Below are 26,954 nucleotides of genomic sequence, written 5' to 3' on the forward strand. Positions count from 1 at the left end.
ACATGCGAAGGGCATTGGCGAGGCGATGTCATGATCCGCAAGCTGCGTTCCGGCGAGTACCGGCTGTATTCCCGCAAGGTCAATCCGAAGACCGGCAAGCGCCGCAATCTCGGTACCTTCAAGTCGCGCGCGGCGGCGGAGAAGCACGAGCGCGACGTGCAGTACTTCAAGCGGCACTAGTAGGGTGCGTACTCATAAATGTCCGCTTCGCTCCGATACCGACCGCCTTTGTGCAACCGCAGCAAATGTCGTGATGGGCCAAAATCGGAAATTGAAGTTATGCGATGATCCGGTTCTTAGGCATAGCCCGTCGCGGTCCATTAGTTCCTTGTAGAGTGTGGCTAGGCGCTCACCTTTCCGGCATTCCGGCCTTGCCTAGCCCGCTCCTGAATCGCTGATGGAATTGCGCGAACGCGGGATTGTCGTCGGGGACGTAGTCCCACTGCGCCACGGTGCGCGTCCGCGTGCCCGGGAGCGCGAGATATCGCGCTAGCGTCGCGCGTGCCTCAGCATCTTGCCCGGCTAAAGCGAGCTGTGAGGTCAGAGCAGCAAGGATGATCGGAGTCTCCGGAGAAGCAGCTGCCGCGCGGCGGAGCCATACTAGGGCCTCGTCGTCGTGGCCCATCATGAAGTAGGCCCAGCCCTTGAACAGCAGGAATATCGACGTCTCCGGATCGCGTGGGCTCAGATGAATTCCGCGATCGGCATATTCGAGGACCTTATCAGGTCGAGCGAGAAAGAAGTGGAAGCTGGCCAGAATCCTGTAAGCGCCGACATGACTCGGGTTCAGCGCCAGACAGCGCTCGGCGGCGGCAATGCCCTCTCTCACTCGGTGTCTTCCGGCCAACACGTTCGCCTTGGCGCAGTGGGCCGCGTAATAGCCGGGGTCGATCTCGAGCGCTCTCGTAACCAGCCCATCCGCCCTTCCCAGATCAGCATCGGGGTCAGGGCTTTGGACGCGCGACACGCGCGATCCGTAATAGGTTGCCAACCGCACCAACGCACGGACGTTTTGAGAGTCGATAGCAAGAGCGCGTTCGCATAGCTCCAAGTTGGGTGCCGCGACCTCACCGGCGAGACGGTACGTGGAAGCCTCGCATTGCATTGCCAGATCCTCGGCGTCGAGATTCGATGCTGCATCGCTCGGCGAGCCACTGGCCTCCACCTGCATCAGTTCGCCCTGTAGCGCGCTGGCGAGCCGCGCGACGATTTCATCCTGCGTCCGCAGGAGATCGACGCGATTTACATCAAAGCGGTCCGACCACAGTGTAGTCAGAGTTTGAGTGTCGACCAGCCTTGCGCTGATGCGGAGCGATCCGTCGCTGCGTAGCACGCTGCCTTCGAGGGCGTAGCGCACGCTAAATTCGCGACCGACTTGTCTCAAGTCGACCAACTTACCCTTCAGGGTAAGTGCGCTGTCGGCGGAGATGATGGTCGAGCCGCGTAGCCGCGACAACGCGGTCGTGAGGTCTTCGGTGACGACGTCGCCGAGATAATCTTGGGCTGGATCTCCGTTCAGATTGGCGAAAGGAAGCACGACCAGCGACAGGCGCGGCGGGGCGTTCGTCTGCTGCCGTCCCAGGATGCCGTACCAAGCGCCACCGGCGAGGGTGAAAATGGCGACCACCGCCGCCAGCGCCGGACCCCACCGCCGCGCTCGAACGTCACGCTTCTCGGGTGCCGATGCATCGGCAGAAGCCGAGGCGCGCGGACCGTCGTCGAGCTTCGTCACCGGTCCGACATAGGCGTAACCGCGCTTTGACAGGGTCTTGATCATCTTCTGGTCGGTATCCCCAAGCGCGACCCGTGCCTCGCTCACGCAACGAGTCAGCGAGTCCTCGGTTACAACGACGTCGGGCCAGATTTCCGACAGCAACTCGTCCTTGGTGACGAGGCGGCCAGCATGGGTAACAAGATATTGCAGCAGGGCAAAGCTCTTGGGCCGTAATGGCATCGCGGCTCCGTTGCGGCACAGCTGGCCGAGCGAGAGGTCGAGCGTCGATTCGCCGATCAGGTAACGCTCTGCCGCCATCCAGATCTTGCCCCCTTCCCGGAACGATTTAGGCGGCGAGCGCCGCAAAATCCGCTTTCTTCAGCATTGGGTCGGCAATTCTTCAGCGTTCCTTCAGGACGCGCAAGGGCTGGGACAGCAAAAATGGTCGCACGCGCGGCAGAGTCTGCGCCCACTGAGGCGAGGAGGGATTATCATGGAGATGACGGTTATCCGCGGCCGGATTGGCCGCCTTGCGGGATGCGCGGAGATCGCTGCGATGCTGCTTGTCGGCTCGGCTGCTCTCGCCGAACCGCAAATCCTCTTCGTCAATGCCAAGGTTTTCACGGCCGATCCCGCTTTGCCCTATGCACAGGCCGTCGCCATCGAGGGCGGTCGCATCCTTGCGGTTGGAAGCAACGAGCAGGTCCGCGCGCTGGGCGGAGCGAAGACCCGCGTCATCGATGCGGGTGGCCGGCTGGTCACCCCCGGACTGATCGAAGCGCATGTCCATCTCGGAACCGAGCTGCCGACGCCGCCACTAGCCATGCCGAACCTGCCGTTTCCCGGTCCGACACCCGAGCAAGCCTTGGCCGTGGTGGAGCAGGCGGCGAAGACGCACAAGGACTGGATTACCGCCTATGTCGGCTCGCTGGCCGCGCGCGACCGGCGCAACTGGCGCAAGGCGCTGGATGCCGTCGCGCCGGAAACGCCGGTGTTTCTGAAGGGCTTTTGGGGACACACCAGCATCATCAACAGCGAAGGCCTCCGGCGGCTCGGCATCGCCGAGGACATCACCGATCCCCTCGGCGGCTGGTGGGGACGGGACGAGAGCGGCCGTCTCGACGGGCGGGCGTATGAGGCAGCCGAGACGATCACGCCGCGCATTCGTCCTCCAACCGTCGAGCGCTTGGCTGCAGCGTTCGACGAAGCGCAAAAGCGATACGCGCGCTGGGGTGTCACGTCGATCCATCTGATGAACAACGACAAGACCGCAGAAATAACGCTCGCGGCGCTCGCTGCGGCGAAGCCGCTCCAAAGGTGGACGGTCTATTCGTGGGGCGCTTGGCAAACAACGGCACAACGCCTTCCGGACGCTTGGGCCGTGATTGATGCCGCGGCCAGGCAAGCGCCGGCCAAGGTGCGTGTCGAAGGACCGAAATGGATACTCGACGGCACGCCGATTGAGCAGAATTCGTTCCAGCGCACCGCCTATGATGGCCGCCCGGGATGGCACGGGCGGTCGAACTTTTCCGACGAGCAACTACGCGAAATTTTGCAACTTGCCTTGGCGCGCCCAACGCAGCTCGCGCTGCATGTGGTCGGCGACGCCGAAACCGACCGCCTGCTGAGCATGATGGAGCAGTTGGCGCCTGCGCCGGTCTGGCGGTCGAAGCGCGTGCGGATAGAACATGGTGACGGCATCGGGCGTGACGTGTTCGAACGCGTGGCGGGGCTTGGCCTCGTCGTCATCCAGAACCCGACCCATCTTGCAATTCCACCTACCGCGAGGAAGAAGGAGCATGAGCACAGTATAGTGCTAAAAAGCCTTGAGGACGCCGGCATTCCATTAGCGCTCGGTTCCGACGGCGGTCCAAGGGAGCAGAATCCTTTTCTCAATTTGATGCTCGCCGTGGTGTTCCCAAACGAGCCCGCCGAAGCTCTGACACGTGAACAGGCTCTGACGGCTTATACCGCCGGCGGCGCGTACGCCGAAGGCGAAGAACGGCGCAAGGGACGGCTTGCACCCGGTTTTGCCGCGGACGTCGCTGTGCTCTCCCAGGATGTCTTGACGATTCCAACGGCGCAACTGCCATCCACGACCAGTCTGTTGACGATCGTGGATGGCGAAGTGATTTTCGCAGATGCAATGTTCACATCATCCAACTAATTCGGACGTTGCGACTAGGGCGCGGGGCAGGCCGCGCCGGTCTTCACCCAAGCCTCGACCAGCGCGCCGGCCTGCGCCTGCGTGCCCGGCGCCGGCGAGCGGCCGAAGCCGGGATGCCACGCCCAGCCGACCAGCGTGTCCTTGCCGATATGCTCGATCAACGCCTCGACCTTGCGCCCGCCGTTGCGCGCGGGATCCCGGATCTGGGCGCAGATCTCGCCGACCGTCTTGCCGGCCCACGCCATCTCGCGCGGTGCAAGATGCCATTCCGGGTGACCCGGCACGCGGCCGGGATCGAAATTGGCGTGCTGGTGGCAGATCGAGCAGCGCATCGCGTTGCTGCCATGGCCATCGGCGCCGCGCGTGACCGGCGGCTGGTGCATGCGGCTGATGTCGCCCTGCCGCGGGCTGTCGCCGGCGGGATGGCAATTGGTGCAGCGCGGATGGGTCAGTACCTTGCCGAGCTCGGTGAAGATCGCTGCGGAGCGCTGCTCGACATTCTCGATTCCGGCAAAGCTTTCCGGTGAGGCGAGGGCGTGGCTCGCGCTCTCCGATGCTGCATAGCCGGCACACAGGCTGGTCGCGAGCGCCGTCACGACTGCAATGATCCGAAACCGCGTGTCCGATGTCATCGCGCGCGGGCTCACTTGTTGGCGGTCAAATAGCGGTTGGAATCGGCAAGGATCACGTCGCGCACCGCCTGATGATATTTGATGTAGCCGGTGCAGCGGCACAGATGGCCGTCGAGCGCGTCCGCGATGACGGTATCGAGCTGGTCCCGCGCCACCGGCTCTCTTGCCAGCAGTTCGAGCAGCACCTGGCCCTCGTTGAGGAAGCCCGCCGTGCAGTAGCCGCACTGGAACGCGAAATGGTCGATGAAGGCCCGCTGCAACGCCGAGAGCTCGCCATCCTTGGCGTGACCCTCGACGGTGCGGATTGCCTTGCCGTCGAAATTCGCCGCCGGCACCACGCAGGTCGGAGTGGTGTAGCTCGTGCCGTCGGGATTATCGATGATGACGGCGCAGCTCAGGCACTGCGCGGCGCCGCAGCCGAACTTGGTGCCGGTCATGCCGAGCATTTCGCGCAGGAAATCGTTCATCGAGAGGTCGTCGCGGACCTCGATCGGGCCGTGCTTCTGGCCGTTGATGGTGAGATTGAGCGTGGTCACGCAAGCGCTCCCTTGAGCAGGCTCGTCGTCACCGGCAATGAGCGGAAGCGGTGGCCGGTGGCATCGTTGATGGCATTGAGCAGCGCCGGCACGATCGGGATCATCACCACCTCGGCCATGCCCTTGGGCGGTTCGTCCGGCGTCAGCGGCGGCAGCATCTCGATCTCGAGATCGTGCAGCGGCAGGTCGGAGCCGCGCGCGATCAGGTACTGGCCGAGATTCCATTGCCCGTTGCCGGGGCCGCCTTCGAACGGCGGCAGGGTTTCCAGCAGCGCGTAGCCGACGCCCATGGCGAAACCGCCATGGGACTGGCCGAGCACGACTTCGGGCACCAGCGCCTGGCCGCATTCGAACACGCTGTAGGCCTTGGCGATGCGCAGGATACCCGTCGCGCGCTCGATCTCGACACGCACCAGCGTGCCGCACATCGAGGTGTAGGCGGTGCCGATCCGGTTGTTGTCGGTCGGCGGAAACTTGACGCTGACGCGGTCGATCCGTTCGAACCTGCCGCGGCCGCGGCGGATCGCGAGCGCGTCGATCTCGGCGCGGTACTGTTCGCCGAACAGCGGGAAGCGGGCCCGCGACCAGGCCCAGCGCGAGAAGCTGTGCGCCACTGCGCCGGTGACGAAGCCGCGCGCATGGGCGGTCGCGGCAAGCCTTGGCAATGCCAGCGGCGCGAGCTCGTCGAGCACGAGCTGGCCGTCCTGCCAGCGCGCTCTGTCCCATTGCCGGGCGCGGGGATCGGTCTTCGTAATGTGCCAGAGCTCGAGCGCCGCCGGCCACAGGCCGAAGCGGAAGATGACGCGGGCGGCCTCGGCCGCCGAGTGCGTGCCGACATGGGCGCCGATCGACGCACTGGTCGCCGAACTGATCGCAGGCACCCAGCGCGGATTCTTCTCGGCGAGATCCTGGGTCTTCTGATCCATCGTGTAGGGATCGCCCGAGGTGACGAGCCCGAGCGCGTCGTAACTGTCGACCCGGGAGACCGCGACCTCGTCGGCCACAGCGCCGAGATGGCTCGCGACCCGGTTGGCGAGCGCGGTGCCGATGCCGTTGCCCATCTCGACGTGATCGCAGTGGATCGCGATCCGTCCCTCCTGATCGATCTCGACGCGGCCGAGCGAGCAATCCGCGCCGGCGCCGTAATCCTTGGTGACGCAGGCGAGGCCGGTGCCGACCAGCCGTCCCTCCGGCGCTTGTTGCTTGAACGCGGCGCGCTGCTGCCAGATCGGATGTTTCTCGAGCTTGTCGAGGATTTCGGGCGTGCGCACCGAGACGATGTAGGGATTGCCGGTCATGGTCCGGCCGTTCTGCTTCAGCGCGTTGTTGCGGCGGAACGCGATCGGATCGACCTTGAGCTCCCCGGCCACCTCGTCGATCAGGACTTCGAGCGCAGTCATGGTCTGCAGCGTGCCGTAGCCGCGCATCGAGCCCGCGGTCACGCCGCGCGAATGCACCGCCACGGTGGTGACGTCGACCTTCGGGATGTCGTAGATGCCGATCGCGGCGGTCGCAGCGACGGTAGCGACATTGGCGGAGAAGTTGGCAAGCCCGCCGCCGTCGAGCACATGATCGGCGGCGAATGCCGTGATCTTGCCGCTGGCGCGATCGATCCCGATCTTTGAGCGCATCTTGATCGGGTGGCGTTTGATGCCGCCCTGGAATTGCTGGTAGCGATCGTGCGCCAGCCGCACCGGCCGTCCCGGAAAGAACATCGCCGCCAGCGCCACGTAGAGCACGAACGGGGTGTGGTCGCGGCCGCCGAAGCCGCCGCCGACATGGGCAAACTGCGCGTTGATGTGCGATGGGCGGAACGGCGGACGGGCCTTGCCGAGCATGAAGGCGATCGACTCGGTCGCCTCATAAGGCGACTGCACGCCAAGCACCAGTTCGAGATTGCCGCTGTTGTCGCTGTACCAGGCGAGACCGCTTTCCGGTTCGAGGAACATCGGATCGACCGACTGGGTCTCGAATTCGCGGTCGAGGACAAGCTGCGACGGATCGTCCTTGGCGAGCTGGGCGCGGATCGCTTCGCCATGGATCGCGGACTTGGCGTAGTCGGCCTTGGTCTCCTTGGCGAGCGGCAGCCAGACTGGCAGCGCCGCGTTCTGGATGCGGCCCGGTGAGACCCAGCCGGCCTGGATCGGCGAATAGACGTCGGGCGCATCGGGAGTCGCGCCGGCGACGCGCGTGAAGCGATACGCGCCGAAGTCCGGCAGGATCACCGGCCCGGTCTCGTCGCCGAACTTGACGAAGCCGACATCGCGCAGCGCCAGGCGCGCGCGGTCGTAGGCGTCGAACTGCTCGAAGATCAACAGCGCGACCGGTTGTCCGAGATAGAGCGGGGTCTTGCCGACCGGACAGAACAGGTCCCCGGTGTAGAACTCCGGCACCCTTGTGCCGATCCGGTCGAGATCGGCTGCGGTCACGACGACGGACGGCTTCGCCGCGCCATCGAGGCGGGCGAGGTCCATGCCGGCATAGACATGCGTGGCGTCGTTGGCGCGCACCAGGATGGCGTGCGAGGTGGTCGCGGGCCAGCCCGGCATGTCGGCGGCACGAAAGTCGGAGGCGTAGAGCTTTGCGCCGGTGACCTTGGCCACGCCGTCGACGCGGCCGGCGCCCTTGGCCGCCGGATTGAAATGGCCGCGCCCGGGAAGCGTCTCGCGACTGGCGAAAGCCGGCTCCTTCGCCAGCGCCAGATGCGACAGGCTGACCGAGATGCCGCCCGCCGACAACCACTTCACGAATTCACGTCGCGAAGGCCGCATGGTCTGATCTTTCATCGACACCTCGACGGCATATCGCGCCGGGGTTTAAAAATTTGTACAGTACACGTGGAAGTATTGCGGCAAAGCAAACGCAACGGCAATGCCGCAATAGGTCGTAGCCTTCTCACTTGTGGCTTTGGCCTCACTTGAGGTCGGCGATGGTGGCCGGTCCCGGACCCGGCGTGATCAGGGTCGGCCATTGCTTGGAACCGAACGGCACCAGCGGCGGCAGGAACGGCGTCATGCCGCGCTTCTTGGTCTCGGCGATGATGGCCTCGCGCGCATCGCCCCCCATCAATTCATAGTCCATCAAATGGTAGCTGCCGAAGAACAGCGCGCCGACCGAGCGATCGGCGATGATCCGGGTCAGCGATTCCAGCATGTCCGACGGCGTGGTGGTGAAGGAGATCGTCTCGATCAGCATCAGCCGGCTGTTGATGGCGTCAGGCCCGAAGAACTGCGCCAGCACGCTGAAGATCACGTTGTTCTGCCGCGCCACATAGATCGTGTTGCTCGCGCCGTAGGTCTTGTCCCAGTCAGGGCCGAGCTGGGTCTTCCAGTCGGCCATGACGGTCATCCAGTGCGCGACCTGGGTCTGCGCGGCCCAGGCGACGTTCCTGGCGAGCAGCGGCGCCTGCTTCTTGCCGAATGCCTCGAGCTTCGCGAACGGGATGGCGCCGGCGGCGAGGCATTCGTCCATGAAGGCGATGTTGTTGGTGAGGATGGCGCGGTTGTTGTCGCGCCAGTCGGCCTGCATCGCCGTCGCGTCGAGCCCGTCGAGCGCCGACTGCATCCGGCTGCGATAGGCCTGCATCGAGCCGCGCCACGACTTATCGTCGGGATTGTCGACATAGGGGCCGACCACCTCGGCCAGTGCCATCGTGCTATGGCCGACCGATTTCAGCAGCTGATAGACGATCGGCACCTGAGGCGCTTCGGTCGGCGGCTTGCCCGGCCGGTACAGGATCAGGCGGCCGCCGGCACCGGAGAACAGGCCGAGGATCACCGGGTGCTTGTCGAGCACGTTCTTCTGGAAGATCCGCGCCGCATCGCCATAGAGCTCGAACATGCCGGTGTTGAGCGCGAGCACGTCCTTGGTCGCGACATCGGCCGGCGTAGACGTGGTCTTGCCCGAGATCGGTGCCATGTAGTCGGGCAGCGACTGGGCCAGCGCGGCGCCACCGCTGCCGAGCAGCAATGCCAGCGCGGCAGCCAGGCGAAAGCGATTGATCATGTGATGTTCCTCGAAGCCTCGCGCCAACGTCGCGGCCGGATGCGGCCGCGCGATCATTGGCGGAATGCGCAAATGCTTGCACGCAATGAACTGGAGAGTAGTGAACAGGGAGTGTAAATCCCGCGGGACGCAGCACAACGCGGGCGGGCGCCTACAGCTAAGCGACGAATCGGCCGGTGTCCACACCCGGACATTGCCGGGCTTGCCTGCGCCAAAACACCCAATGGTGCAGTTTTCGGCCCGGTGCTATGTGGCGAACAGAATCAATTTTATCTATTGGATTTTTGCGTGCTCAACGGACTTTACAAGGTCGAGTACGGCATCAACGGCGCATTCGGCCGCAGCATCATGTGCCTGCACGACGGCAAGATGATGGGTGGCAATTCGGCCTTCGCTCATCTCGGCACCTATCAGGTGAGGAATGGCGAGATCATCGCCGACGTGATCACCGAGCGTCACAACCACGATCCCAACTTCAAGCCGCTGATGGGCGCCGACGTCGCCGTCATCAAGGTGCGCGGCCGAACCGAGGGCTCGACCATTTTGCTCGAGGGTAAGGCGGACGCCATGCCTGACGGCGTGTTCTGGGCGAATTTGGCGCCGCTCGACGACGAGGCCTTGCCGCCGCGCGGGGAGGTCGGGCCAGGCGGCATCGCCAACGGGCTCTATGCGATCCAGCTCCGCGCGCTCGACGGTGTCGATGCCGGCCTCACCGGGGTGATGCTGCTGATGGACGGCCGCATTCTCGGCGGCGACGCGTTCTTCTATTATCTGGGCTCGTATTCGTCGGCGGATGGCCGCTGGCGGGGCGAGATCGTCAACCAGGAGCACACGCCGGCGAAGGGCGAATACCCGGTGTTCGGCGGCTATGAGATCGGCATCGGTTTCGCGGGGACCTGCCGCGACGACGGCGCCGGGCTCGAAGGTATCGCGCTGGCCGGAAAGCGCAGCCTTCGCCTGTCAGCCGAATTGCGCTTGATGCGCCGGGCGTAGACCTGGAAAGCTTCCTCAATCCTTGATCAGGAGCACGCCGCCGATGATCAGCGCGATGCCGGCCAGTCGTGAAATCGACACGGGATGCTGCGCCAGCCCGAACAGGCCAAAATGGTCCATCGCGATGCCTGCGATCATCTGACCTGCGACCACCAGCGCCAGCAGGGTTGCGGCGCCGAGCGACGGCAGCAGCAGGATCATCAGCAGGATGAACACGCCGCCGAGGATGCCGCCGCTCCAGGCCCACCAGGGCACGGCCGTCACCAGTTTCCAGGACGGCACCGGCTCCCGTGTCGCGACCAGCACGACCGCCATTGTCACGAGCCCGCCGAGATAGCTGACGAGGCCGGCCCAGGCGGGCGAGTTGAGGGCTGACCGCAAATTGCCGTTCAGGACCTGCTGGGTGGCGACGCTGATGCCGGCACCGAGCGCGAGGAGATAGAGAAACCAGACTTGCATGAGATGCCCCAGAACCGATCGCCGAACTATTTCATGTCATATTCGATTGGCAACGAGCGTGGCATGCATGGGAGCACGGCGCGAAACCTGCGGAATGGGCTTCCACCCAAGTCCCAGATCGAATAAGAGGCCGCAAACCCTCAGTTCCCCAGTATTTGAGCATGATCCGCCTCGATAACGTCTCCAAGCAAGTCGGCCACCAGATCCTCTTCATTGAAGCCTCCGCGGCGCTCCAGAAGGGCGAGAAGATCGGCCTTGTCGGCCCCAACGGCGCCGGAAAAACCACCCTGTTCCGCATGATCTCGGGCCGCGAAATCCCCGATGAGGGCCAGGTCTCGCTCGATCGCGGCATCTCGATCGGCTATTTCAGCCAGGATGTCGGCGAAATGTCCGGCCGCAGCGCGGTCGCCGAGGTGATGGACGGGGCGGGGCCGGTCAGCGTGGTGGCGGCCGAGCTCCGGGAACTCGAGGCCGCAATGGCCGACCCCGACAAGGCCGACGAGATGGACGACATCATCGCGCGCTATGGCGAAGTGCAGCACCAGTTCGAAGAGCTCGACGGCTACGCGCTCGACGGCCGCGCGCGCGAGGCGCTGGCCGGTCTCGGCTTCAGCCAGGAGATGATGGACGGTGACGTCGGCAAGCTCTCCGGCGGCTGGAAGATGCGCGTGGCGCTGGCGCGCATCCTCTTGATGCGGCCCGATGTCATGCTGCTCGACGAGCCGAGCAACCATCTCGATTTGGAAAGCCTGATCTGGCTCGAGCAATTCCTGAAGGGCTATGAAGGCGCGCTGCTGATGACCTCGCATGACCGCGAGTTCATCAACCGCATCATCAACAAGGTGGTCGAGATCGACGCCGGCCAGCTCACCACCTATTCCGGCAATTACGAGTTCTACGAACAACAGCGCGCGCTCTCCGACAAGCAGCAGCAGGCGCAGTTCGAGCGGCAGCAGGCGATGCTCGCCAAGGAGATCAAGTTCATCGAGCGCTTCAAGGCGCGCGCTTCGCATGCCGCCCAGGTGCAGAGCCGGGTCAAGAAGCTCGACAAGATCGAGCGGGTCGAGCCGCCGCGGCGGCGCCAGACCGTGGCATTCGAATTCCAGCCGGCGCCGCGCTCGGGCGAGGACGTCGTCAGCCTGAAGAACGTGCACAAGGCTTACGGCAGCAAGCGCATCTATGACGGGCTCGACTTCATGATCCGTCGCCGCGAGCGCTGGTGCGTGATGGGCATCAACGGTGCCGGCAAGTCGACGCTCTTGAAGCTGGTCGCCGGTTCAACCGAGCCCGACGACGGCGCGGTCGCGATCGGCGGCAGCGTCAAGATGGGCTATTTCGCCCAGCACGCGATGGACCTGCTCGACGGCGAGCGCACCGTGTTCCAGTCGCTGGAGGACGCGTTTCCGCAGGCCGGGCAGGGCTCGCTGCGCGCGCTCGCCGGCTGCTTCGGCTTCTCCGGCGATGACGTCGAGAAGAAGTGCCGCGTGCTCTCGGGCGGCGAGAAGGCGCGGCTCGTGATGGCCAAGATGCTGTTCGATCCGCCGAACTTCCTGGTGCTGGACGAGCCGACCAACCATCTCGATCTCGCCACCAAGGAGATGCTGATCAATGCGCTCTCCGAGTTCGAGGGCACCATGTTGTTCGTCTCGCATGACCGCCACTTCCTCGCGGCGCTCTCCAACCGCGTGCTGGAGCTGACGCCTGACGGCATCCACCAATATGGCGGCGGCTACACCGAATATGTCGCGCGCACCGGCCAGGAAGCGCCGGGCTTGCGGAGCTAGTAGCCCGGATGGAGCGAAGCGAAATCCGGGTCAGTCCTTCCGCTCGCCAAAGTCGTCGGCACCCGTGGCTCCGCTGCCGCCCCAATCTGCCGGCAGTATCCCATCCCGGATAAATCGGTGAAGAGAGCCATGTCGCCAGTCGGCGGGTGACGAAACCAGCCGGTGTTTGGCCGGATTATAGTGGATATAATCGATGCAACGCTCAAGGTCGCGGATGGTGTGTTCCCAAAATCGTCTCTGCCAGAGCGGGTATTCCCCGCGGTCGTTCGCTGAGAGCGGCGCGCCGGTGGCAACAACAGCACGCGTGAAGTAACTCTTGATCTGCCGCCATCGATCCGAAAGTCGGCGTCGCCGGATGGTAGAGTCATCACCGTATGCAGGTGGTCAGGCAAGATAACGATGGCATCAACGGTGAAAGGCTTCTTGGCGCGCGTTGTACGAAATGCTGCGCGTAGCAGTCCGATGTGCTCGACCAGTAGAGACGATGTCCGATCTTCCAACGCAAGCGTGAAGAAGAACGTGCCGCCGGGCATGAAGTTGCGTCGATATCGCACCATGCGGACAGCATACCCCGGATTTCGCTTCGCTTCATCCGGGCTACGGACTTGCAACAGGAGCCGCGCTCAAGCTCTCCACCGCGCGCAAAACGCCTCGACGTCGCCGGACTGAAACTCCGGCAGGCGCTCCCAGATGGTCTCGGGCGGCCAGTTCCACCAGGCGATCTGCGACAGCTCGGCTGCGATCTTGCGGCTGAAGCGCTCCTTGATCGGCCGGGCCGGCACGCCGCCGACGATGGTGTAGGGCGCGACATCGCGCGAAACGACCGCACCGGCCGCCAGCACCGCGCCGTCTCCGACGGTGACGCCGGGCAGCACGATCACGCCATGGCCGATCCAGACGTCGTTGCCGATCACGACGCGGTCCGCGCGCCGATCGCTGAAGAAGCCGTGATCGCGCTCGGCGGAGGGCGAGTAATATTCGGGGCAGTAAGTGAAGCGATGCTGCGACGGGCGCTCGACCGGATGGTTCGGCGCGCCGATCCGCACTTGCGCCGCGATCGCGCAGAACCGGCCGATCACGGCGTCGGCGACGATGCAGCCGCTGCCGAGATAGGAGTAGTCGCCGAGCTCGGTGTATTCAATCGCGGTGTCGCCGAGGACTTCGCAGCAACGCCCGACCTTCACTTCCCGCAGCTTGACCGTCGGCTCGATGACGGTTTCGGCAAGCTTGGGGCGGGTCGGGTTCGGTTCGGTCATAGCGTTGTCCTCGATGCGGTGAGATGTTGTAGCGGCGCGCTGTCTATCACGGCGAGATGACAGGAGGAGAGGGCGCCCGGCATTTCGGATGAGTTGCCGCACGACGGGCCTGCACCAGCGATGCAAAGCCGCATGGCACGCTGCGCGGTGCTCCGCTTGTGAGGCCAGGCGCCGGCCGCTACGCTCCAGAAAAAAGCGGGAGCGAGACGGCCATGAAACAGATCAGGATCGGCGACATCACGATCGACGCGGTGATCGAGCGCGAGGGGCCGTGGCGGCGGCCGCAGGATTTCTTCCCGACCTATGACGACGCCGTGTTCAAGCATCATCTCAAGACGATGGAGCCCGAGGTCTTCGACGCCGCGCGCGGCATGATGATGATCACCTACCAGACCTTCGTGGTGCGGACACCGCGCTACACCATCCTGGTCGACACCTGCACCGGCGAGGACAAGGGGCACCCGCCGCCGTTCGACTTCCCGGGCAAGCAGCGCTGGCGCAACGAGCTGTTCGCGCTCGGCATCTCCTTTGAGCAGATCGACTACGTGTTCTGCACCCATCTGCATATCGACCACACCGGCTGGAACACCACGTTGCGCGACGGGCGCTGGGTGCCGACCTTCCCGAACGCGAAATACGTCTTCCACAAGCGCGAGTACGCGGCCTGGGAGGCGGAGAATGCCAAGGGCGCCAATCCGCCCGGCACGGTGTTTCGCGACAATTGCCTGCCGATCGTCGAGGCCGGGCAGGCGCTGCTGGTCGACGACGACTATGCGCTCGACGACACCGTCACGCTGACGCCGACGCCGGGCCATTCGCCCTGCCACTGCTGCGTCAACATCTTCTCGAAGGGACAGCGAGCGGTGGTCGCCGGCGATCTGATGCACCACGCGATCCAGTGCCGCGAGCCGGAATGGTCGGCGAAGCCGGATTGGGATCCGAAGCAATCGGCGGTCTCGCGCCGAAAATTCTTTGCCTCCGTCGCCGGGACCGACACGCTGATCCTGCCGATCCATTTTCCGGCCCCGACAGTCGGCCTGATCAAGGCCGATGGCGACGCCTTCGACTATCGCTTCAAGCGCGAGTAGGCGGCGCGGGCAGCCGGGAGCTCAGTGGTGTTAGACCCGCGCCGAACCAACCCGGCGCGGGACCTGGGTCAGAAAGCGTTCGAGATCGGCGCACAGGCGATGGGCGAGCTCTTCATCGATCTCGAACGTCGCGACCGTCCCCGCGCAGTCGATTTCGATTGTCCCACGAAGCGGCACGGCGGACGCGGTCGATACCGCGATGTTGGTCGATCTCTGCATGGTCATGTCGTCAACTTCCCCTCGGGCCGGTTTGCCGCCAATCCTCATCTCGGAATGACGGGGCGTCCCTTTCGCTTGCGTTCTTCGACGAATCGCACACCGATCTCGGTGCCGTCGACGCGAACCAGCTCGCAGCGCCGGAACGCCAGTCCCCGTGACGACAGCACCAGGAAGAACTCCTGGGCCTTCAGCACATCGAGCGTTCCGTCGACCTCGAGCCGGGCGCCGCTCTGCGAGATGTCGAGCAGGATGCAGCCTCGTCGCCAGGTGCCATCGACGCCCATAAGATTGACGGGATGGCGCGTCTCAAGCTTGACGCGCTCCGCCCTGCGGTCACCATACGTCATGACGCTGCTCGCACTGCTTGAACTGGCTTCGCAACCACCGTGGCCCGCGCCTCCGCTGGATCGATCGTGGCTGGCGGGTTTGCGGAGGCGCGGGCGGCGCTAGCACCGATCGCGGCGCGGATCACGTCCTGGATGTCGGGACGTGCGATCTTGAGCAGCCGGGCCTGCTGACGCGGCGCGGATCGCATCACGAGGTCGGCAAGCACGCGGTGAGGCAGGTCCTTGCGCGACACCAGCGCGCCGGCGATGTCCTCGTCGCGTTCGGCGGCATCGACCATCATGGCAAGGCCTGCGCTGGTCACATCAGCACCGGGGTTGCCCGCGAGCACGCGAAGCACACTGCTGTCGCCGCGCATCAGCAGAATATCCGTGAGCTCCTGGCTGACGGCCTTGCGTCCTGCGATCGCGCTGAGGTGTCCCTCGGCGCGCATCCAGGCAATGTCGATCAGATCGGTCTCCGGGATGCATTCGCAGGCCCGCAGGATCGGAGCGGCGACGTCGGCGTCGTCGTGGTTGGCCAGGCGACGAGCGAGTTCGCGCGGCACCAGGTGCAAATCGGCGAGCGAGCGGCTGAGCGTGGTCAGGGTCCGCAACTCGACGTTCTCGCTCAGGCGAATCAGGATGTCGTCGAACACCTCGACGTGGTGCTCGCTGAGGCGATGCGCATCCTCGAGAAACAGCCCGGCCACCTCCTGCAGCATGCGTCTGCGGAGGTCGGGGGAGGCGGCTTTCAAGACGTGATCGAGCTTGGCAATAAGATCGGGCGAGGCAATGACTGTCATTGCGGTCCTAAAATGTTCCGCGACAAGGAACATCATCGTTCCCAATGCCAATCTGCTCCCCGAATCTTTAATAGGGGTATAGAGTTTGATGGGATCGCCGGTCCCAACGGTGGATATCCTGGCAAACACTATCGAAATTCGGCAGCAGGGTTCATTTGCCTGATTGTCCGGTTCGACGAACGACCCGCATTTTTCCTGATTGAATTCGTCAGACGATTCGCATTTGATGCATGGATATTATCGATGAGGCGGGCGCGCCAGGCGCGACGCCGTGCAAGAAATTTCAAGAACAATTCATAGGAGCGGTCATTTGACGGCGCCATTGCTGGTGCCGAGAGTCTTTCGTTTTGACGATGTTGATGCATTCCGGAGTTCGATCCGAAATCTGGATGTTGATTTCACGCCGCTTGCGCGGAAGATTTCGGCCGAGCAGGTCATCCTGAGCTTGCCGGGATGCGAACTCAATTACACGCAGTCGTTTCCGCGGATCGTCGACGCGCAGCTTGCGCCGCATGCGACCGCGGTCGGCTTCACGATGGACGACGGCGTTCCGATGCGGTTCAACGGCGTCGAGCGCGATCGTGCGGTGATCGTGCTTGGCGGCGGTGGTGCGTTCTACACCTCCGTGGAAGAGACACCCCGCCAATATGCCTCGGTGATCTTCACGCCCGAGATTGTCGACCGCGGTTGGCCGAACCCCGGTCTGCATTTCAGCATTCACGAGATCTCCCAACGCGCGCAGGATCGGCTGCGCGAAGTTGTGAGGCAGGTGTTGCTCGTGACCTCGGACCGGGTGACGATTGCCGAATTCGCCACGGGGGCGTCGATCAAGGAGACGCTGCTCGCGGCGATCGACAACGCGTTCGCCGAGATCGTGCCGGCCAAGTGGGCGACGCGGGCCAACACGACACGCCAGTTCAAGGTCTTCAACGACGCGCGCGCCATTCTCGCCGGCGACGTCGCGCATCCGATCTACAGCAGCGAGCTCGCGAGGCAGATCGGCGTGTCCGTGCGCACACTGCACGACGCGATCCAGCGCTACCGGGGAATGAGCCTGCATCGCTATTTGCGGCTGCGCCGGCTCTGGCTGGTGCGCCAGCAACTGCTTGCCGGGGCGCCCAGCGTCAAGGCCTGTGCGCTGGCCTACGGGTTCTGGCACCTCAGCGATTTCTCGCGGAGCTACCGATCGCAGTTCGGGGAAGCGCCGTCGGAGACGCTGGCAGCCTCGCGCCGGCCTGGCGTCGTGCGCGCCGATCCGTCCGATGCTAGACATGATTCGTAACAGTCGGTCTGAACGGAATCTTAACGGCCGGCGGTGAATCTATTGGTACGATTCCACCAGAGGCGGCGTTAATGCATCCCCGACGATTTGCGCGTGTTCGTCCGTCAGGTTGCGTGTCCAGCGTGGTCAAACTCCAGCTCGAACCGAAGGCGCCGCTGATCGAGTGCCGGCTGGTGGACTATTCCGCCGGCGGGGCCTGCCTGGAATTTTCAAAACCGGTCCAGTTGCCCGAGCGCTTCGAAATGTTTCACGGCAATACCAGGAAGCGTTGCCGGCGGGTCTGGAGCAAGGGCGTCCGGGTCGGCGTCTCGTTCTGAGCGCCCTGGGGCCTTGATCAAGGTCGATCCACCCATCAATAGCCGTTCGGGCCGAGCTAGGCGCGACCCGCCAATAATCAACGGGCCGCGCCCTGCGCGACCCGATGGTCTGTCCCGATAGAGGGGGCTGGATGAGCGCCGGCGAGGGGGCTCAGGCGCCGCTCTGGCACTTCTTCATGAACGAGGTCTTGGCTGCGCCGGCGAGCTTCTTGCCGTCCGAGCCGACCGCCTTGGTCTCGCAGGCGTCCATCGTGCACTTCTTCATGAACGAGGTCTTGGCCGCGCCGGCCAGCGGCTTGCCGTCCTTGCCGACCGCCTTCGTCTCGCAGGAGGCGTCCTGTGCAAATGCCGAACCGGCGGCAAAGGTCGCGATCACGGCCGCCAAGAAAATCCGCTTCATCTGGGTTCTCCCTAAACCAAACCAGTGGCCGGATTGGATATCGGATTCTTGGCCCGATCAAGTTCCCACAATCGATTTTGTCTATAAAATACCCGGATAGCCGCGGGAAAATTCCGTGTGCGGCGCGGAACAAAATGGGGGAAACGCGGAATGGAATTCGAGACGCTGGTACAGACACGCAAAAGCGTGCGCGGGTTCAAGAAGCGGCCGGTGTCCCGGGCGACCGTCGAGGAGATCATCGAGGTGGCCAAGCGGGCGCCGTCCTCGATGAATACCCAGCCCTGGCACGTCCACGTCCTAACCGGGGAGCCGCTGGAGGAAGTGCGCCGCCGCAACATGGAGGAGATGATCGCCGGCGCCAAGGCCAAGCGCGACATCGTCAGCCATGGCGAGTACCAGGGCGTGCACCGCGGCCGCCAGGTCGACATCGCCAAGAAGCTGTTCGGCGCCATGGGTATCGCCCGCGACGACAAGCCGATGCGGCAGGATTGGGTGCTGCGCGGCTTCCGCCAGTTCGACGCCCCGGTCTCGCTGGTGCTGGCCTACGACCGGATTCTCGATCCCGGCGCGGTCTGCCATTTCGATCTCGGCGCGCTCTGCTACGGCATCGTGCTGGCCGCCTGGGATCGCGGCCTCGGCAGCGTGATCAACGGCCAGGGCATCATGCGCTCGGACATCGTGCGCGAGGTCGCCAACATCCCGGAAGACCAGGTGATCATGACCTGCGTCGCGATGGGCTACCCGGACGACAGCTTTGCCGCCAATGCAGTGCGGTCGGACCGCGAGGCCAACAGCGGCTTCGTCCGCTACGTCGGCTTTGCCGACTAGGGCGGGGCCAGTACGACGCCGCGCACACCTGCATTTGCAGGGGCGACTGCGCGCCGTCTCGCGAGCAAGCGACGGCGATCGGCGTGCTGATTGTCGATCGCTTCCTCGCCGACAACAATCTCGCGGAGCGATCGATTGCCCGATGCGCCGCCACATCTCGCGCATTTGAGTACGCTGACCGCGCCGCGGGATATTGAATTCCGCGTAGTGAAACCATCGCGCGACAGTGAGCGCGAGCGCGCGTTTCCGCTGTTCTTGCCGACAAAAAATGCGCTACTGGTTTTGTGAAACGAAACAGCACAGGCGAGGGATCTCAGATGAGCGATGACGAACAGACAGCCATGATCCGCGAGACTGTCGCGAGATTTGTCGATCGCGAACTGATCCCGCTCGAGCCGCAATATCTGAAATCGAAACTGCCCGGCAGCGATCATCCCGAGCTCACATCGGAACAGCGCAAGCGGCTGCGCGACGTCTCCAAGGAGCTCGGCCTCTGGGGCCTCGATGCGCCCGAGGATCTCGGCGGCCACGATTTGCCGACGCGCACGATGGCGGCGGTGCATGAAGAGCTTGGCCGCAGCTGCGTGCCGTTCGTGCTGCCGCCGGACTCGCCGAACCTGCGCATGCTGCAGGCGGTCGGCACCGACGCGCAGAAGAAGAAATATCTGCAGCCTTATATCGAGGGTCGGATGGCGTCGGCGATCGCGATCTCCGAGCCCGGCGCCGGCGGCGATCCCGCAGGCATGAAGACGCGCGCGGTGCTCGAAGGCGAACAGTGGGTACTGAACGGCCGCAAGATCTGGATCAGCAATGCGCGCGCCGCCGACTTCATCATCGTGATGGCGCGCGTCGGCAACGATCAGCGCCAGGGCGGCATCACCTCCTTCATCGTCGAGAAGGGCACGCCCGGCTTCATCATCGAGCGCGAGATCCCGATGGTCGGCGGCGGCTCGACCTATGAGATCGTGTTCGAGGACTGCCGCATCCCGAAGGACTCGGTGCTGGGCGAGGTCGGCAAGGGCTACGCACCGATGCAGCTGCGGCTGCGCACGCGCCGGCTCGAGATGGGATCGACCTGTGTCGGCATCACCAAGCGCGCGCTCGACATGATGTGCGAGCACGCCAAGCAGCGCGAGACCTTTGGCGTCAGGCTCGCCGAGCGCCAGGCGATCCAGTGGTGGATTGCCGATATCTCCACGCGCATGCATGCGTGCCGGCTGATGGTGCGCGAGGCCGCCGACAAGACCGATCGCGGCGAGGACATCCGCCACGAAGCCTCGATGATCAAGGTGTTCGCGACCGAGATGGCCTATGACGCCTGCGACCACGCCATGCAGACGCTCGGCGCGCTCGGCGTGACGCTGGAGTTGCCGCTGAATGCGCTCTGGCAGAAGGCCCGCCTGATGCGGGTCTATGAGGGCCCGAGCGAGGTTCATCGCCAGGCGATCGCCCGCCGCGTGCTCGGCCTGCGGGGAGGTTAGGGAGCTGCAGAGCCCCTAAGCGATCCGCGTCATTGCGAGGAGCGACAGCGACGAAGCAATCCATATCTCCACTTGCGGTACGATGGATTGCATCGCTGCGCTCGCAATGACGTGGATAGAGTCGTCGTCACGCCGTGACTACGGCACGCGGCCGACTACGCCGCCCGCACGTCGGAGAGGAAGCGGTTGACTTGGCCGGCGAGGTCCTTGGACTGCGTCGAGAGCTGTTCGGCCGCGCCCAGCACTTGGTTCGCGGCGGCGCCGGTGTCGTCGGCGGCGTGCTGCACGCCGGAGATGTTGGAATTGACCTCCTGGGTGCCGCGGGCGGCTTCCTGTACGCTGCGCGAGATCTCCTTGGTCGCCGAGCCCTGTTCCTCGATCGCGGCGGCAATCGCGGTGCCGATCTGGTCGATCTCGGTGATGACGTCGACGACGCTGCGGATGGCGGTCACGGTCTCGTCGCTCGCGGTCTGGATCGCGGTGATCTGCTCGGAAATCTCGGTGGTCGCCTTGGCGGTCTGACCGGCCAACGACTTCACCTCCGAGGCGACGACGGCAAAGCCACGGCCGGCCTCGCCGGCGCGGGCCGCCTCGATGGTGGCGTTGAGCGCGAGCAGATTGGTCTGCGCCGCGATGCTCTGGATCAGCGTCACGACGTCACCGATCTTCTGCGCGCCCTCGGCCAGCGAGCGCGCGGTGTCGCCGGTGCGGCGGGCATGATCGACCGCACGCGCGGCGATCTCGGTCGAGGTCGCGACCTGGCGGGCGATCTCCGAGATCGAGGAGGTGAGTTCCTCGGTCGCGCTCGCGACCGTCTGCACGTTGGTCGAGGTCTGATCCGAGGCAGCGGCGACGACCGCGGCCTGGCGGTTGGTGGCGGCGGCGGTCGCCGACATCGATTGCGCCGTATCCTCCATGACAGAGGAGGCCGCGGACAAGCCGCCGACCAGTTCGGTGACCTTGGCCTCGAACGCGCGGGTCAGATCGTCGAGCACCCGGGCGCGCCGCATCTTGACGTCGTTCTCGGCTTCCTTCTCGGTCGCGAGGCGGTCGGCCTCGATCCTGTTGTCCTTGAACACCTGCACGGCGGCGGCCATCGCGCCGATCTCGTCGTTGCGCGCGGCGCCCGGGATCGCCTCGGCGACGTCGCCCGCGGCAAGACGCGACATCCGGCCGGTGAGGGCAGCGATCGGGTTGAGGATGCGGCGGCGGACCATGACGATGAGGCCGGCGCTGACGGCGATGACCGCGAGCAGCCCGATCATTGTGATCACGAAGCTGAAGCGCGCCGCCGAATAGGCGCTGGCAAGCACCTGCTCGGCATTCTCGTAGAATGCGTCGCGCACGGTGATGATGGCGGCGAGGCCGATCTGCGATTCCGGATAGTAGGTGTCGAGATCCTGCTCGTACTTGCCGGTCACGGCTCCTTCCTTGGCGAACTTCAGCGCCTTGCCGAAGCGCTCGACATAGTCGGCTTGCATCTTGCCGAGCGCCGTCATGACGTTCGCGGGCGTCGCCGGGTTGTTGCGCAATTCCTGCAAGGTCGAGAGGATCTGCTCGGTACGGCCGGTCGAGCGATAGAGCTCCATCTTCTCCGGCTCGGTCGCGACGCGCTTGGCGCCGACCAGCGCCTTGTGCAGGCTCGCGTTGAGGCCGCCGGTATCGCGCAGCATCCAGGCAACGTTGGCGTAGCTGGCCTGGCGATAGGCATTGCCGTCGAGGCCGGCGAGGCGGCGCACCTGCTCGTCGAGCAGCGTGGTGACACCAGCGTTGAACACGGAATTGTCGGCGACGATCTTGCCGGCAGCGGCGCGGCGGGCCTCGGCCGGACCGGCGATCGCAGCGGCAATGGCATCGCGCAGCCCGGTAAACTTCACCTTCAGCGCATCGATCTCGCGCGCGACGGCCTCACCATCGTCGAGCGATCCCGGCAGGGTGGCGCGGACCTGGTTGACCTTGGTAAGGGCGCCGTCGGTCAGCTTACGCTGACGGTCGAGTTCGGCGATCTGCTTCGGTTCGATCGTGGCTCCCCCGAGCAGCAAATTGGTGGCGTAGCCACGCTCGGGATTCATGTAGCGCGGGATATCGCCGACGGCGCGGACGATCTCGAGCCGGCTCTGCGCAGTCGAGACCTTGTCCATGGTCTGGTACTTGGTGACCGCGACATAGGCCGCGAGGCCGCCGCCGACCGCGGACAATGAGACGATCGCGGCCGTCAGGAGAGTACCGATTTTCATGGGATGCGCGCCATTTCTTGACGGGAGAGGGAGAGGCCTCAACCGTACCGGGAGCGCATTAAGCTAGGGTTTATGATACGGAGCCGCGGCGGCCCCGCACATCCGTATTGTCCGAAAGTCGAGGGGCCGCACCGCCGGCGGCGCGTGGCGGCGGGCGCGCGGGTCAGTGCCCGTCGTCGTCCGTGCCCTTGGTCGCGGCGCGGTGTTGCGTGGCGCCGTTGGAGCCCGCTTCGCCGCAGGGAAGCTGGTTCCAGGTGCCGTCGGCGGCCTGCTGGTAGGCCTGGCAGCCGGCCGAAGTGGTGGCGGTGGATTTCTCTTCGGCTTTCTGCCGCTCGGTGCTCTTCGCCAGCACTGGCGTCGCCAGGGCAGCGATGGCTGCAAGCGAGCCTGCGAAAACCAGCTTTGCGATCCGCATGTCGGGTTCTCCTTCTCGAAGCAAATCCATATCCAGAAAAGAAATCTGGCGATTTTGGGCCGCGGCGAAGCGCCTGCGACCAATTGCTTAATGCCAGGAAAACGGGCCGGAATGCCGGTTAACATCTGCGCACCGCGTCGCGGGGCGGCTGTCGCAGCGCCGTGGTAGGATCGGGCCATGACCCACCGCATTCTCGTTCTCTACGGCTCCTATCGTTCGGATCGCATGGGCATCCGGCTGGCCCACTTCGTCATCGACGGCCTTCGCGGGCGGGGCGACGATGTCGAGTTGATCGACGCCAAGGAGGTCGGCCTGCCGATGCTCGACCGCATGTACAAGGAGCATCCCAAAGGGCAGGCGCCGGCCGTGCTGGAAACGCTCGCCGGCAAGATCCGCGACGCCGACGGCTTCCTGTTCGTCACCGGCGAATACAATTGGGGCATCCAGCCCGGGCTGAAGAACCTGACCGATCATTTCCTCGAGGAATGGTTCTGGCGTCCGGCGGCGATCGCGAGCTATTCGGCCGGACGGTTCGCCGGAGCGCGCGCCGCGACCGCTTGGCACGGCACGCTGTCGGAGATGGGCATGGTGGTGATCTCGAGCACGATCAGCGCGGGGCCGATCGCGCAGACGCTGTCGGCCGAAGGCAAGCCGATCGGCGAGGGCGGCAAGTCGCTCGAACGCGCCTTTCCACGCTTTGCCGACGACTTCAGCTGGTGGATCGAAGCCGCCAAGGCACAGCGGGCGCGCAAGGCGCCGCCATATTGAGCACGAGTCCGCCAGGTCAGGAGTTTGGAGCCATGAGCCTCTTCACATCGCCCTTCGATCCCGCGCGCGAGGCGGCCATGGTGACCGGCGCCGGCAACGGCATCGGCCGCGCCATCGCGCAGGCGCTGGTCGGCGAAGGCGTGCGCACGGTGTTCGCCGACCTGCATGAGGATCGGGTCATGGCCGCGATCAAGGCCGCCCCGCGTCCCGAGTTAGCGGTCCCGTGGGTCGGCGATCTCGCGCAGCGTAAGGCGTGCGACGCTCTGCTGGCGCATGCGCAAGGTGCGGTCGGACAGGTGACCCATTTCGTCCACAGCGCCTCGCCGCCGCGCCGCGAGGCCGATCATGCGATGGCGGTCGATGAAGAGACCTGGCAGCAGATGCACGCAGTCAATCTCGATGCCGGCTTTCACCTGTCGCGCGAATTGGCGCGCAAGCTGATCGCAGAAAAGACGCCGGGCTCGTTCCTGCTGCTCACCTCGCTGCATGCCGGCACGCCGCGCAACCTGCCGCATTACTCGACGGCGAAGGCCGGCATGGCGATGCTGGTGAAGGAGCTTGCCAAGAGCTGGGGCCGCCATGGCATCCGCGTCAATGCGCTGGTGCCCGGCGCGATCGCGGCCGGCGGCTTCGTCGCCGATCCCGCGCTCGCAAAGCACATTCCGCTCGGCCGGCTCGGCCAGGCGGACGATCTTGCGCCGCTGGCGCTCGCCGTGCTCTCGCACAAGCTCTCCGGCTACGTCACCGGCGCAGCGATCGTGGTCGACGGCGGATTGTCGCTGACCAACTGGTTCGCGCCGCCGGAGCTCGATTGAGAATTGAAGTGGATTACTTGGTCCTGATGTAGCCCGCGAGCCGCGACTTCTGGTCCTGGCACCAGGTTGTCATGCTGCCGGCACGGCGCTGATCGAGGTCTGTGGTCTGGGTTGCGATCGCAACTTCCGTCATCAGATCGTCGGGCTGCTTCTCGCCCATCTTGCCGCCGGTGTGCATGTAGGCGATCGCCTTGCGCACCTGCTCGGTGGTGCCGTCGGGCAGGTGCATGTCCTGCGCCCGCTGCACGAGGTCCTGATAGACCAGATCGGTGCCGGGGCACTCGACCTTGGCGGCAAAGGCCTGCAGCACCATCGTGACATAGGCCGCGCGCGGATCGGCGGCGTGGGCCGGTGTTGCCGCGACGATCAGGCCGCCGATCAGCAGAGCGTAACGCATCGAATTCCTCCCGAGGTTTTAGAGATTTTGCCGCAAGGCTAGCGTTCGCGGGAACCGACTGCAACCGTAAGGACACACTTCCCGAGGGAACCGATCAAACAGCCGTGTTCCAATCGGGGTTGCCACGATTTCAGCACGATTTCGGCAGCAAGTGCCACAAGTTGACGCAGGGGAGAATGATCGTGTCGAAGTTGGGGCTTGCTGCGGTGCTGGTGGGTTCGCTTGCGCTTGGCGGCTGCATGCAGGCGACGCTGTCGCCGGTGACCGATGCTGCGATGACGCCGCGCGATCGGCAATTGCTGGCGCATCCGCCCTATGCGGAGGCCAGGATCCCGGATCAGTTCCAGCGCCACATTGTCGATTACACGCGGAAGGAGCAGCCGGGTTCGATCCTGGTCGATACCGATGCGCGCTACCTCTATTACGTGCTGCCCGGCGGCAAGGCGATCCGCTACGGCGTCGCCGTCGGCGAGGAGGCGATGGCCTTCTCCGGCGTGGCCACGGTCGGTCGTCTGGCCGAGTGGCCCGACTGGGTTCCGACCCAGGACATCCAGGAGCGGCTCGGACCGTATCCGAAGCGGGTCGCAGGTGGACCGGCCAATCCGCTGGGTGCCCGGGGCATCTACCTCTACCAGGGCAACAAGGACACGCTGTACCGCATCCACGGCACCAACCAGCCCGAATATATCGGGCAGGCGATCTCGTCGGGCTGTATCCGCATGAACAATGCCGACGTCATCGACCTCTACCAGCACGTCAAGCCGGGCGCGACCGTGGTCGTGCTGCCGCCGGGACAGAGCGCGTAATTCGCACTCAAAATGCAAAGCGGCCGGTCGCGTCATCGCGACCGGCCGCTTTTTCTTTAGCCGTTGGTTAGCCGTCAGCGCAGCGGCATCGGCGGCCGAACCACAGGGCCGCCATCATCGGCATCGACGACATTCGACTGCTGCTGCGGTTGCATCGGGCGCGGTGCCGCAGCTTGCGGCGCGGCTGCCACAGGGGGCGGCAGCGGTGCTGCTGATGCCGACGGAGGCGGCGGCGGGATATAGGCCTGCGCCGGCCGACGGATCGGCGGAGGAGCAACGGCCGCGTGCGGCACTGCCTGAGGCGTGACCGCGGCGCGCGGACGCGGCGCGACCGGCCGAGGTTCGACCGCCCTGGTCTCGGTCGTCCGTGCAACACGCTGCGCCAGCTGATCCTGGCTGGCCTTGAGCTGATCGATGCTGGTCTTGAGCTGCTCGATCTGCTGTCCCATCGACGCGAGATCGCGCGCCATCGACTGCAACAACTGCGTTTGGTCAGGTGCAGCTGCGGCTGGCGCCGCCGGCGTAGCGGGCGCAACCGGTGCAGCGGCGGCAGCCGGTATCGGGGCGGCAGTCGGTGGTGCTGCGGCTGGAGCCGGCTGCGCTGCGGCGACGTCCTGTGGTGCAGCGGCTGGAGCGGCCTCAGCCGGCTGATCAGTGGCGGCGGCTTGCGCGACGGGCGGGCTCACCTGGTCGGAGGCGGGAGCCGCTTTACCCGGCAGCAGCGACGTCAGGGCCTCGACCTGAGGCGCGTACTCCGCCACCAGCTGCTTGACGCGATGTCCGTAGTGTTGCCACGCCGCGGTGCCCATGGCACCGGCGATCGCGAACACGAACCAGAAGGCGCGGATCGCCCATTTGTTGGCGGGGCGCGGCGCGCGGTCTAGCCTGATGTCGTCCAGTCTGCCGTCGTGGCTTGGCGCGCTGTACGCCGGCTCGGCCGGCGGCACCGGCGTCACTGGTACCGGCGTGACCGGCGGCACCGAGGCGGCCGCAGCGGCGTACGCGATCGATGGCGTGGACGAGGGCGCGAGACTCGGGCCGAAATACGGCTCGCGTTGCCCCGGCGCTGCCTTGCCGGCAGGTGCAGGCGCGGCGGCCGCATTGTCCGGGCGTGCCGGCGCGAAGCTGGGTTCGATCGCGAAAATATCGTGCGGATCAGCGTCTTTCAGTGTGGATTGCATGGCGGTCCCCGTTTCAGTCCAAGGTCAACCGCAAATGGGCGGCCG

At 65.1% G+C, this 26,954-nt stretch carries 29 protein-coding genes and 1 pseudogene; 13 read left to right on the forward strand and 17 right to left on the reverse strand.

What is annotated here, in order from left to right; genetic code table 11:
* Positions 1-30 precede the first annotated feature (30 nt).
* The gene (locus tag AC628_RS42725) at positions 31-180 is read left to right on the forward strand and encodes a hypothetical protein (RefSeq protein WP_016843021.1); all 150 of its coding nucleotides are present in this window, start codon (positions 31-33) and stop codon (positions 178-180) included.
* Positions 181-349: 169 nt separating this feature from the next.
* On the opposite strand, the gene AC628_RS10015 is transcribed toward AC628_RS42725, so the two are convergent.
* On the reverse strand, positions 350-2,032 hold the full coding sequence (locus AC628_RS10015) for a winged helix-turn-helix domain-containing tetratricopeptide repeat protein (protein ID WP_143201521.1): 1,683 nt from the start codon (positions 2,030-2,032) through the stop codon (positions 350-352).
* 175 nt (positions 2,033-2,207) lie between these two features.
* Between AC628_RS10015 and AC628_RS10020 the strand changes: the two genes are divergently transcribed.
* Positions 2,208-3,881: an amidohydrolase gene (locus AC628_RS10020; RefSeq protein ID WP_074126685.1), complete on the forward strand. Its 1,674-nt coding sequence runs from the start codon at positions 2,208-2,210 to the stop codon at positions 3,879-3,881.
* A gap of 14 nt (positions 3,882-3,895) precedes the next feature.
* Here the strand turns inward: AC628_RS10020 and AC628_RS10025 are convergent, their stop codons facing one another.
* The 4 genes from AC628_RS10025 to AC628_RS10040 form a co-directional block, all read right to left on the reverse strand.
* A complete protein-coding gene (locus AC628_RS10025; protein WP_074126732.1) occupies positions 3,896-4,513 on the reverse strand; it encodes an Isoquinoline 1-oxidoreductase subunit in 618 nt (205 codons plus the stop codon).
* Positions 4,514-4,524: 11 nt separating this feature from the next.
* Positions 4,525-5,049: a (2Fe-2S)-binding protein gene (locus tag AC628_RS10030; RefSeq protein ID WP_074126686.1), complete on the reverse strand. Its 525-nt coding sequence runs from the start codon at positions 5,047-5,049 to the stop codon at positions 4,525-4,527.
* Positions 5,046-7,820 carry a xanthine dehydrogenase family protein molybdopterin-binding subunit gene (locus AC628_RS10035; RefSeq protein ID WP_074126731.1) on the reverse strand — a complete coding sequence of 925 codons (2,775 nt, stop codon included), beginning with the start codon at positions 7,818-7,820 and terminating at the stop codon, positions 5,046-5,048. Before AC628_RS10035 ends, AC628_RS10030 begins: the two co-directional genes overlap by 4 nt.
* A gap of 142 nt (positions 7,821-7,962) precedes the next feature.
* Positions 7,963-9,054, reverse strand: a complete 1,092-nt coding sequence (locus AC628_RS10040) for a hypothetical protein (RefSeq protein ID WP_074126733.1) — start codon at positions 9,052-9,054, stop codon at positions 7,963-7,965.
* Between the two features lie 288 nt (positions 9,055-9,342).
* On the opposite strand from AC628_RS10040, the gene AC628_RS10045 reads away from it, so the two are divergent.
* Positions 9,343-10,047, forward strand: coding sequence for a GrlR family regulatory protein (locus AC628_RS10045; protein WP_074126734.1), 705 nt, complete (start codon positions 9,343-9,345; stop codon positions 10,045-10,047).
* 15 nt (positions 10,048-10,062) lie between these two features.
* Here AC628_RS10045 and AC628_RS10050 read toward each other — a convergent pair whose 3' ends face one another.
* Positions 10,063-10,506 carry a DMT family transporter gene (locus tag AC628_RS10050; RefSeq protein WP_074126687.1) on the reverse strand — a complete coding sequence of 148 codons (444 nt, stop codon included), beginning with the start codon at positions 10,504-10,506 and terminating at the stop codon, positions 10,063-10,065.
* A gap of 161 nt (positions 10,507-10,667) precedes the next feature.
* Here AC628_RS10050 and AC628_RS10055 point away from each other — a divergent pair, with 161 nt between their 5' ends.
* A complete protein-coding gene (locus AC628_RS10055; RefSeq protein WP_074126688.1) occupies positions 10,668-12,290 on the forward strand; it encodes an ABC-F family ATP-binding cassette domain-containing protein in 1,623 nt (540 codons plus the stop codon).
* A 30-nt stretch (positions 12,291-12,320) separates the two neighbouring features.
* Here the strand turns inward: AC628_RS10055 and AC628_RS45200 are convergent.
* Together AC628_RS45200 and AC628_RS10065 are read right to left on the reverse strand one after the other, a co-directional pair.
* Positions 12,321-12,847: pseudogene (locus AC628_RS45200) on the reverse strand (REP-associated tyrosine transposase).
* Positions 12,848-12,913: 66 nt separating this feature from the next.
* On the reverse strand, positions 12,914-13,546 hold the full coding sequence (locus AC628_RS10065) for a DapH/DapD/GlmU-related protein (RefSeq protein ID WP_074126689.1): 633 nt from the start codon (positions 13,544-13,546) through the stop codon (positions 12,914-12,916).
* 212 nt (positions 13,547-13,758) lie between these two features.
* On the opposite strand from AC628_RS10065, the gene AC628_RS10070 reads away from it, so the two are divergent.
* Positions 13,759-14,634 (forward strand): MBL fold metallo-hydrolase, encoded by an 876-nt coding sequence (locus tag AC628_RS10070; protein WP_074126690.1) that lies wholly within the window; start codon positions 13,759-13,761, stop codon positions 14,632-14,634.
* A gap of 30 nt (positions 14,635-14,664) precedes the next feature.
* Here AC628_RS10070 and AC628_RS10075 read toward each other — a convergent pair whose 3' ends face one another.
* From AC628_RS10075 to AC628_RS45205, 4 genes are all read right to left on the reverse strand, one after another.
* Complete coding sequence (locus AC628_RS10075; RefSeq protein WP_074126691.1) at positions 14,665-14,859, reverse strand: hypothetical protein; 195 nt, start codon at positions 14,857-14,859, stop codon at positions 14,665-14,667.
* Between the two features lie 38 nt (positions 14,860-14,897).
* Positions 14,898-15,200, reverse strand: coding sequence for a PilZ domain-containing protein (locus tag AC628_RS10080; RefSeq protein WP_074126692.1), 303 nt, complete (start codon positions 15,198-15,200; stop codon positions 14,898-14,900).
* The gene (locus AC628_RS10085; RefSeq protein WP_143201522.1) at positions 15,197-16,111 is read right to left on the reverse strand and encodes a DUF2336 domain-containing protein; all 915 of its coding nucleotides are present in this window, start codon (positions 16,109-16,111) and stop codon (positions 15,197-15,199) included. The genes AC628_RS10080 and AC628_RS10085 overlap by 4 nt, the downstream gene beginning before the upstream one ends.
* A 154-nt stretch (positions 16,112-16,265) precedes the next feature.
* Positions 16,266-16,496 carry a hypothetical protein gene (locus tag AC628_RS45205; RefSeq protein ID WP_245321123.1) on the reverse strand — a complete coding sequence of 77 codons (231 nt, stop codon included), beginning with the start codon at positions 16,494-16,496 and terminating at the stop codon, positions 16,266-16,268.
* Positions 16,497-16,535: 39 nt separating this feature from the next.
* Here AC628_RS45205 and AC628_RS10090 point away from each other — a divergent pair, with 39 nt between their 5' ends.
* Together AC628_RS10090 and AC628_RS10095 are read left to right on the forward strand one after the other, a co-directional pair.
* A complete protein-coding gene (locus AC628_RS10090; protein ID WP_349510108.1) occupies positions 16,536-17,264 on the forward strand; it encodes an AraC family transcriptional regulator in 729 nt (242 codons plus the stop codon).
* Positions 17,265-17,335: 71 nt separating this feature from the next.
* The gene (locus AC628_RS10095; RefSeq protein ID WP_074126694.1) at positions 17,336-17,581 is read left to right on the forward strand and encodes a PilZ domain-containing protein; all 246 of its coding nucleotides are present in this window, start codon (positions 17,336-17,338) and stop codon (positions 17,579-17,581) included.
* A 151-nt stretch (positions 17,582-17,732) separates the two neighbouring features.
* Here the strand turns inward: AC628_RS10095 and AC628_RS10100 are convergent, their stop codons facing one another.
* Complete coding sequence (locus tag AC628_RS10100; RefSeq protein WP_074126695.1) at positions 17,733-17,981, reverse strand: hypothetical protein; 249 nt, start codon at positions 17,979-17,981, stop codon at positions 17,733-17,735.
* Positions 17,982-18,131: 150 nt separating this feature from the next.
* Between AC628_RS10100 and AC628_RS10105 the strand changes: the two genes are divergently transcribed.
* The 3 genes from AC628_RS10105 to AC628_RS10110 all read left to right on the forward strand — a co-directional run bounded on the left by AC628_RS10105 (position 18,132) and on the right by AC628_RS10110 (position 20,290).
* Complete coding sequence (locus tag AC628_RS10105) at positions 18,132-18,809, forward strand: nitroreductase (RefSeq protein WP_074126696.1); 678 nt, start codon at positions 18,132-18,134, stop codon at positions 18,807-18,809.
* Between the two features lie 135 nt (positions 18,810-18,944).
* Entirely contained in the window at positions 18,945-19,097 is a 153-nt protein-coding gene (locus tag AC628_RS43855; RefSeq protein WP_168193343.1) for a hypothetical protein, read from the forward strand.
* A 29-nt stretch (positions 19,098-19,126) separates the two neighbouring features.
* Positions 19,127-20,290: an acyl-CoA dehydrogenase family protein gene (locus tag AC628_RS10110; RefSeq protein WP_074126697.1), complete on the forward strand. Its 1,164-nt coding sequence runs from the start codon at positions 19,127-19,129 to the stop codon at positions 20,288-20,290.
* Between the two features lie 155 nt (positions 20,291-20,445).
* Here AC628_RS10110 and AC628_RS10115 read toward each other — a convergent pair whose 3' ends face one another.
* Together AC628_RS10115 and AC628_RS10120 are read right to left on the reverse strand one after the other, a co-directional pair.
* Complete coding sequence (locus tag AC628_RS10115; RefSeq protein WP_074126698.1) at positions 20,446-22,527, reverse strand: methyl-accepting chemotaxis protein; 2,082 nt, start codon at positions 22,525-22,527, stop codon at positions 20,446-20,448.
* 163 nt (positions 22,528-22,690) lie between these two features.
* A complete protein-coding gene (locus AC628_RS10120; RefSeq protein WP_074126699.1) occupies positions 22,691-22,942 on the reverse strand; it encodes a hypothetical protein in 252 nt (83 codons plus the stop codon).
* A gap of 177 nt (positions 22,943-23,119) precedes the next feature.
* Between AC628_RS10120 and AC628_RS10125 the strand changes: the two genes are divergently transcribed.
* Positions 23,120-23,710 (forward strand): NADPH-dependent FMN reductase, encoded by a 591-nt coding sequence (locus AC628_RS10125; RefSeq protein WP_074126700.1) that lies wholly within the window; start codon positions 23,120-23,122, stop codon positions 23,708-23,710.
* Positions 23,711-23,742: 32 nt separating this feature from the next.
* The gene (locus AC628_RS10130; RefSeq protein ID WP_074126701.1) at positions 23,743-24,525 is read left to right on the forward strand and encodes an SDR family NAD(P)-dependent oxidoreductase; all 783 of its coding nucleotides are present in this window, start codon (positions 23,743-23,745) and stop codon (positions 24,523-24,525) included.
* Between the two features lie 13 nt (positions 24,526-24,538).
* On the opposite strand, the gene AC628_RS10135 is transcribed toward AC628_RS10130, so the two are convergent.
* On the reverse strand, positions 24,539-24,922 hold the full coding sequence (locus tag AC628_RS10135; protein ID WP_074126702.1) for a hypothetical protein: 384 nt from the start codon (positions 24,920-24,922) through the stop codon (positions 24,539-24,541).
* 176 nt (positions 24,923-25,098) lie between these two features.
* Between AC628_RS10135 and AC628_RS10140 the strand changes: the two genes are divergently transcribed.
* The gene (locus AC628_RS10140; protein WP_502689625.1) at positions 25,099-25,728 is read left to right on the forward strand and encodes a L,D-transpeptidase; all 630 of its coding nucleotides are present in this window, start codon (positions 25,099-25,101) and stop codon (positions 25,726-25,728) included.
* Between the two features lie 74 nt (positions 25,729-25,802).
* On the opposite strand, the gene AC628_RS43860 is transcribed toward AC628_RS10140, so the two are convergent.
* Positions 25,803-26,909 carry a hypothetical protein gene (locus tag AC628_RS43860; protein WP_074126703.1) on the reverse strand — a complete coding sequence of 369 codons (1,107 nt, stop codon included), beginning with the start codon at positions 26,907-26,909 and terminating at the stop codon, positions 25,803-25,805.
* Positions 26,910-26,954 lie beyond the last annotated feature (45 nt).

The organism is Bradyrhizobium sp. NAS96.2 (genome assembly GCF_001908235.1).
GTDB lineage: Bacteria > Pseudomonadota > Alphaproteobacteria > Rhizobiales > Xanthobacteraceae > Bradyrhizobium.

Excerpts from the sequence above, each read along its gene's own strand:
- AC628_RS10125 (WP_074126700.1), top strand. The coding sequence starts at position 23,120 with ATGACCCACCGCATTCTCGTTCTCTACGGCTCCTATCGTTCGGATCGC.
- AC628_RS10110 (WP_074126697.1), top strand. The coding sequence starts at position 19,127 with ATGAGCGATGACGAACAGACAGCCATGATCCGCGAGACTGTCGCGAGA.
- AC628_RS10130 (WP_074126701.1), top strand. The coding sequence starts at position 23,743 with ATGAGCCTCTTCACATCGCCCTTCGATCCCGCGCGCGAGGCGGCCATG.
- AC628_RS43860 (WP_074126703.1), bottom strand. The coding sequence starts at position 26,909 with ATGCAATCCACACTGAAAGACGCTGATCCGCACGATATTTTCGCGATC.
- AC628_RS10115 (WP_074126698.1), bottom strand. The coding sequence starts at position 22,527 with ATGAAAATCGGTACTCTCCTGACGGCCGCGATCGTCTCATTGTCCGCG.
- AC628_RS45205 (WP_245321123.1), bottom strand. The coding sequence starts at position 16,496 with ATGCGGCGCAAGCTGCGCGTCGACGATCCGCGGAAACGACTGCGTGTA.
- AC628_RS10140 (WP_502689625.1), top strand. The coding sequence starts at position 25,099 with ATGATCGTGTCGAAGTTGGGGCTTGCTGCGGTGCTGGTGGGTTCGCTT.
- AC628_RS10020 (WP_074126685.1), top strand. The coding sequence starts at position 2,208 with ATGGAGATGACGGTTATCCGCGGCCGGATTGGCCGCCTTGCGGGATGC.
- AC628_RS10135 (WP_074126702.1), bottom strand. The coding sequence starts at position 24,922 with ATGCGTTACGCTCTGCTGATCGGCGGCCTGATCGTCGCGGCAACACCG.
- AC628_RS10120 (WP_074126699.1), bottom strand. The coding sequence starts at position 22,942 with ATGCGGATCGCAAAGCTGGTTTTCGCAGGCTCGCTTGCAGCCATCGCT.
- AC628_RS10035 (WP_074126731.1), bottom strand. The coding sequence starts at position 7,820 with ATGCGGCCTTCGCGACGTGAATTCGTGAAGTGGTTGTCGGCGGGCGGC.
- AC628_RS10075 (WP_074126691.1), bottom strand. The coding sequence starts at position 14,859 with ATGACCATGCAGAGATCGACCAACATCGCGGTATCGACCGCGTCCGCC.
- AC628_RS10025 (WP_074126732.1), bottom strand. The coding sequence starts at position 4,513 with ATGACATCGGACACGCGGTTTCGGATCATTGCAGTCGTGACGGCGCTC.
- AC628_RS10105 (WP_074126696.1), top strand. The coding sequence starts at position 18,132 with ATGGAATTCGAGACGCTGGTACAGACACGCAAAAGCGTGCGCGGGTTC.
- AC628_RS10100 (WP_074126695.1), bottom strand. The coding sequence starts at position 17,981 with ATGAAGCGGATTTTCTTGGCGGCCGTGATCGCGACCTTTGCCGCCGGT.
- AC628_RS10090 (WP_349510108.1), top strand. The coding sequence starts at position 16,536 with ATGCGGTTCAACGGCGTCGAGCGCGATCGTGCGGTGATCGTGCTTGGC.
- AC628_RS10040 (WP_074126733.1), bottom strand. The coding sequence starts at position 9,054 with ATGATCAATCGCTTTCGCCTGGCTGCCGCGCTGGCATTGCTGCTCGGC.
- AC628_RS10050 (WP_074126687.1), bottom strand. The coding sequence starts at position 10,506 with ATGCAAGTCTGGTTTCTCTATCTCCTCGCGCTCGGTGCCGGCATCAGC.
- AC628_RS10065 (WP_074126689.1), bottom strand. The coding sequence starts at position 13,546 with ATGACCGAACCGAACCCGACCCGCCCCAAGCTTGCCGAAACCGTCATC.
- AC628_RS10095 (WP_074126694.1), top strand. The coding sequence starts at position 17,336 with ATGCATCCCCGACGATTTGCGCGTGTTCGTCCGTCAGGTTGCGTGTCC.
- AC628_RS10080 (WP_074126692.1), bottom strand. The coding sequence starts at position 15,200 with ATGACGTATGGTGACCGCAGGGCGGAGCGCGTCAAGCTTGAGACGCGC.
- AC628_RS10015 (WP_143201521.1), bottom strand. The coding sequence starts at position 2,032 with ATGGCGGCAGAGCGTTACCTGATCGGCGAATCGACGCTCGACCTCTCG.
- AC628_RS10070 (WP_074126690.1), top strand. The coding sequence starts at position 13,759 with ATGAAACAGATCAGGATCGGCGACATCACGATCGACGCGGTGATCGAG.
- AC628_RS42725 (WP_016843021.1), top strand. The coding sequence starts at position 31 with ATGATCCGCAAGCTGCGTTCCGGCGAGTACCGGCTGTATTCCCGCAAG.
- AC628_RS10055 (WP_074126688.1), top strand. The coding sequence starts at position 10,668 with ATGATCCGCCTCGATAACGTCTCCAAGCAAGTCGGCCACCAGATCCTC.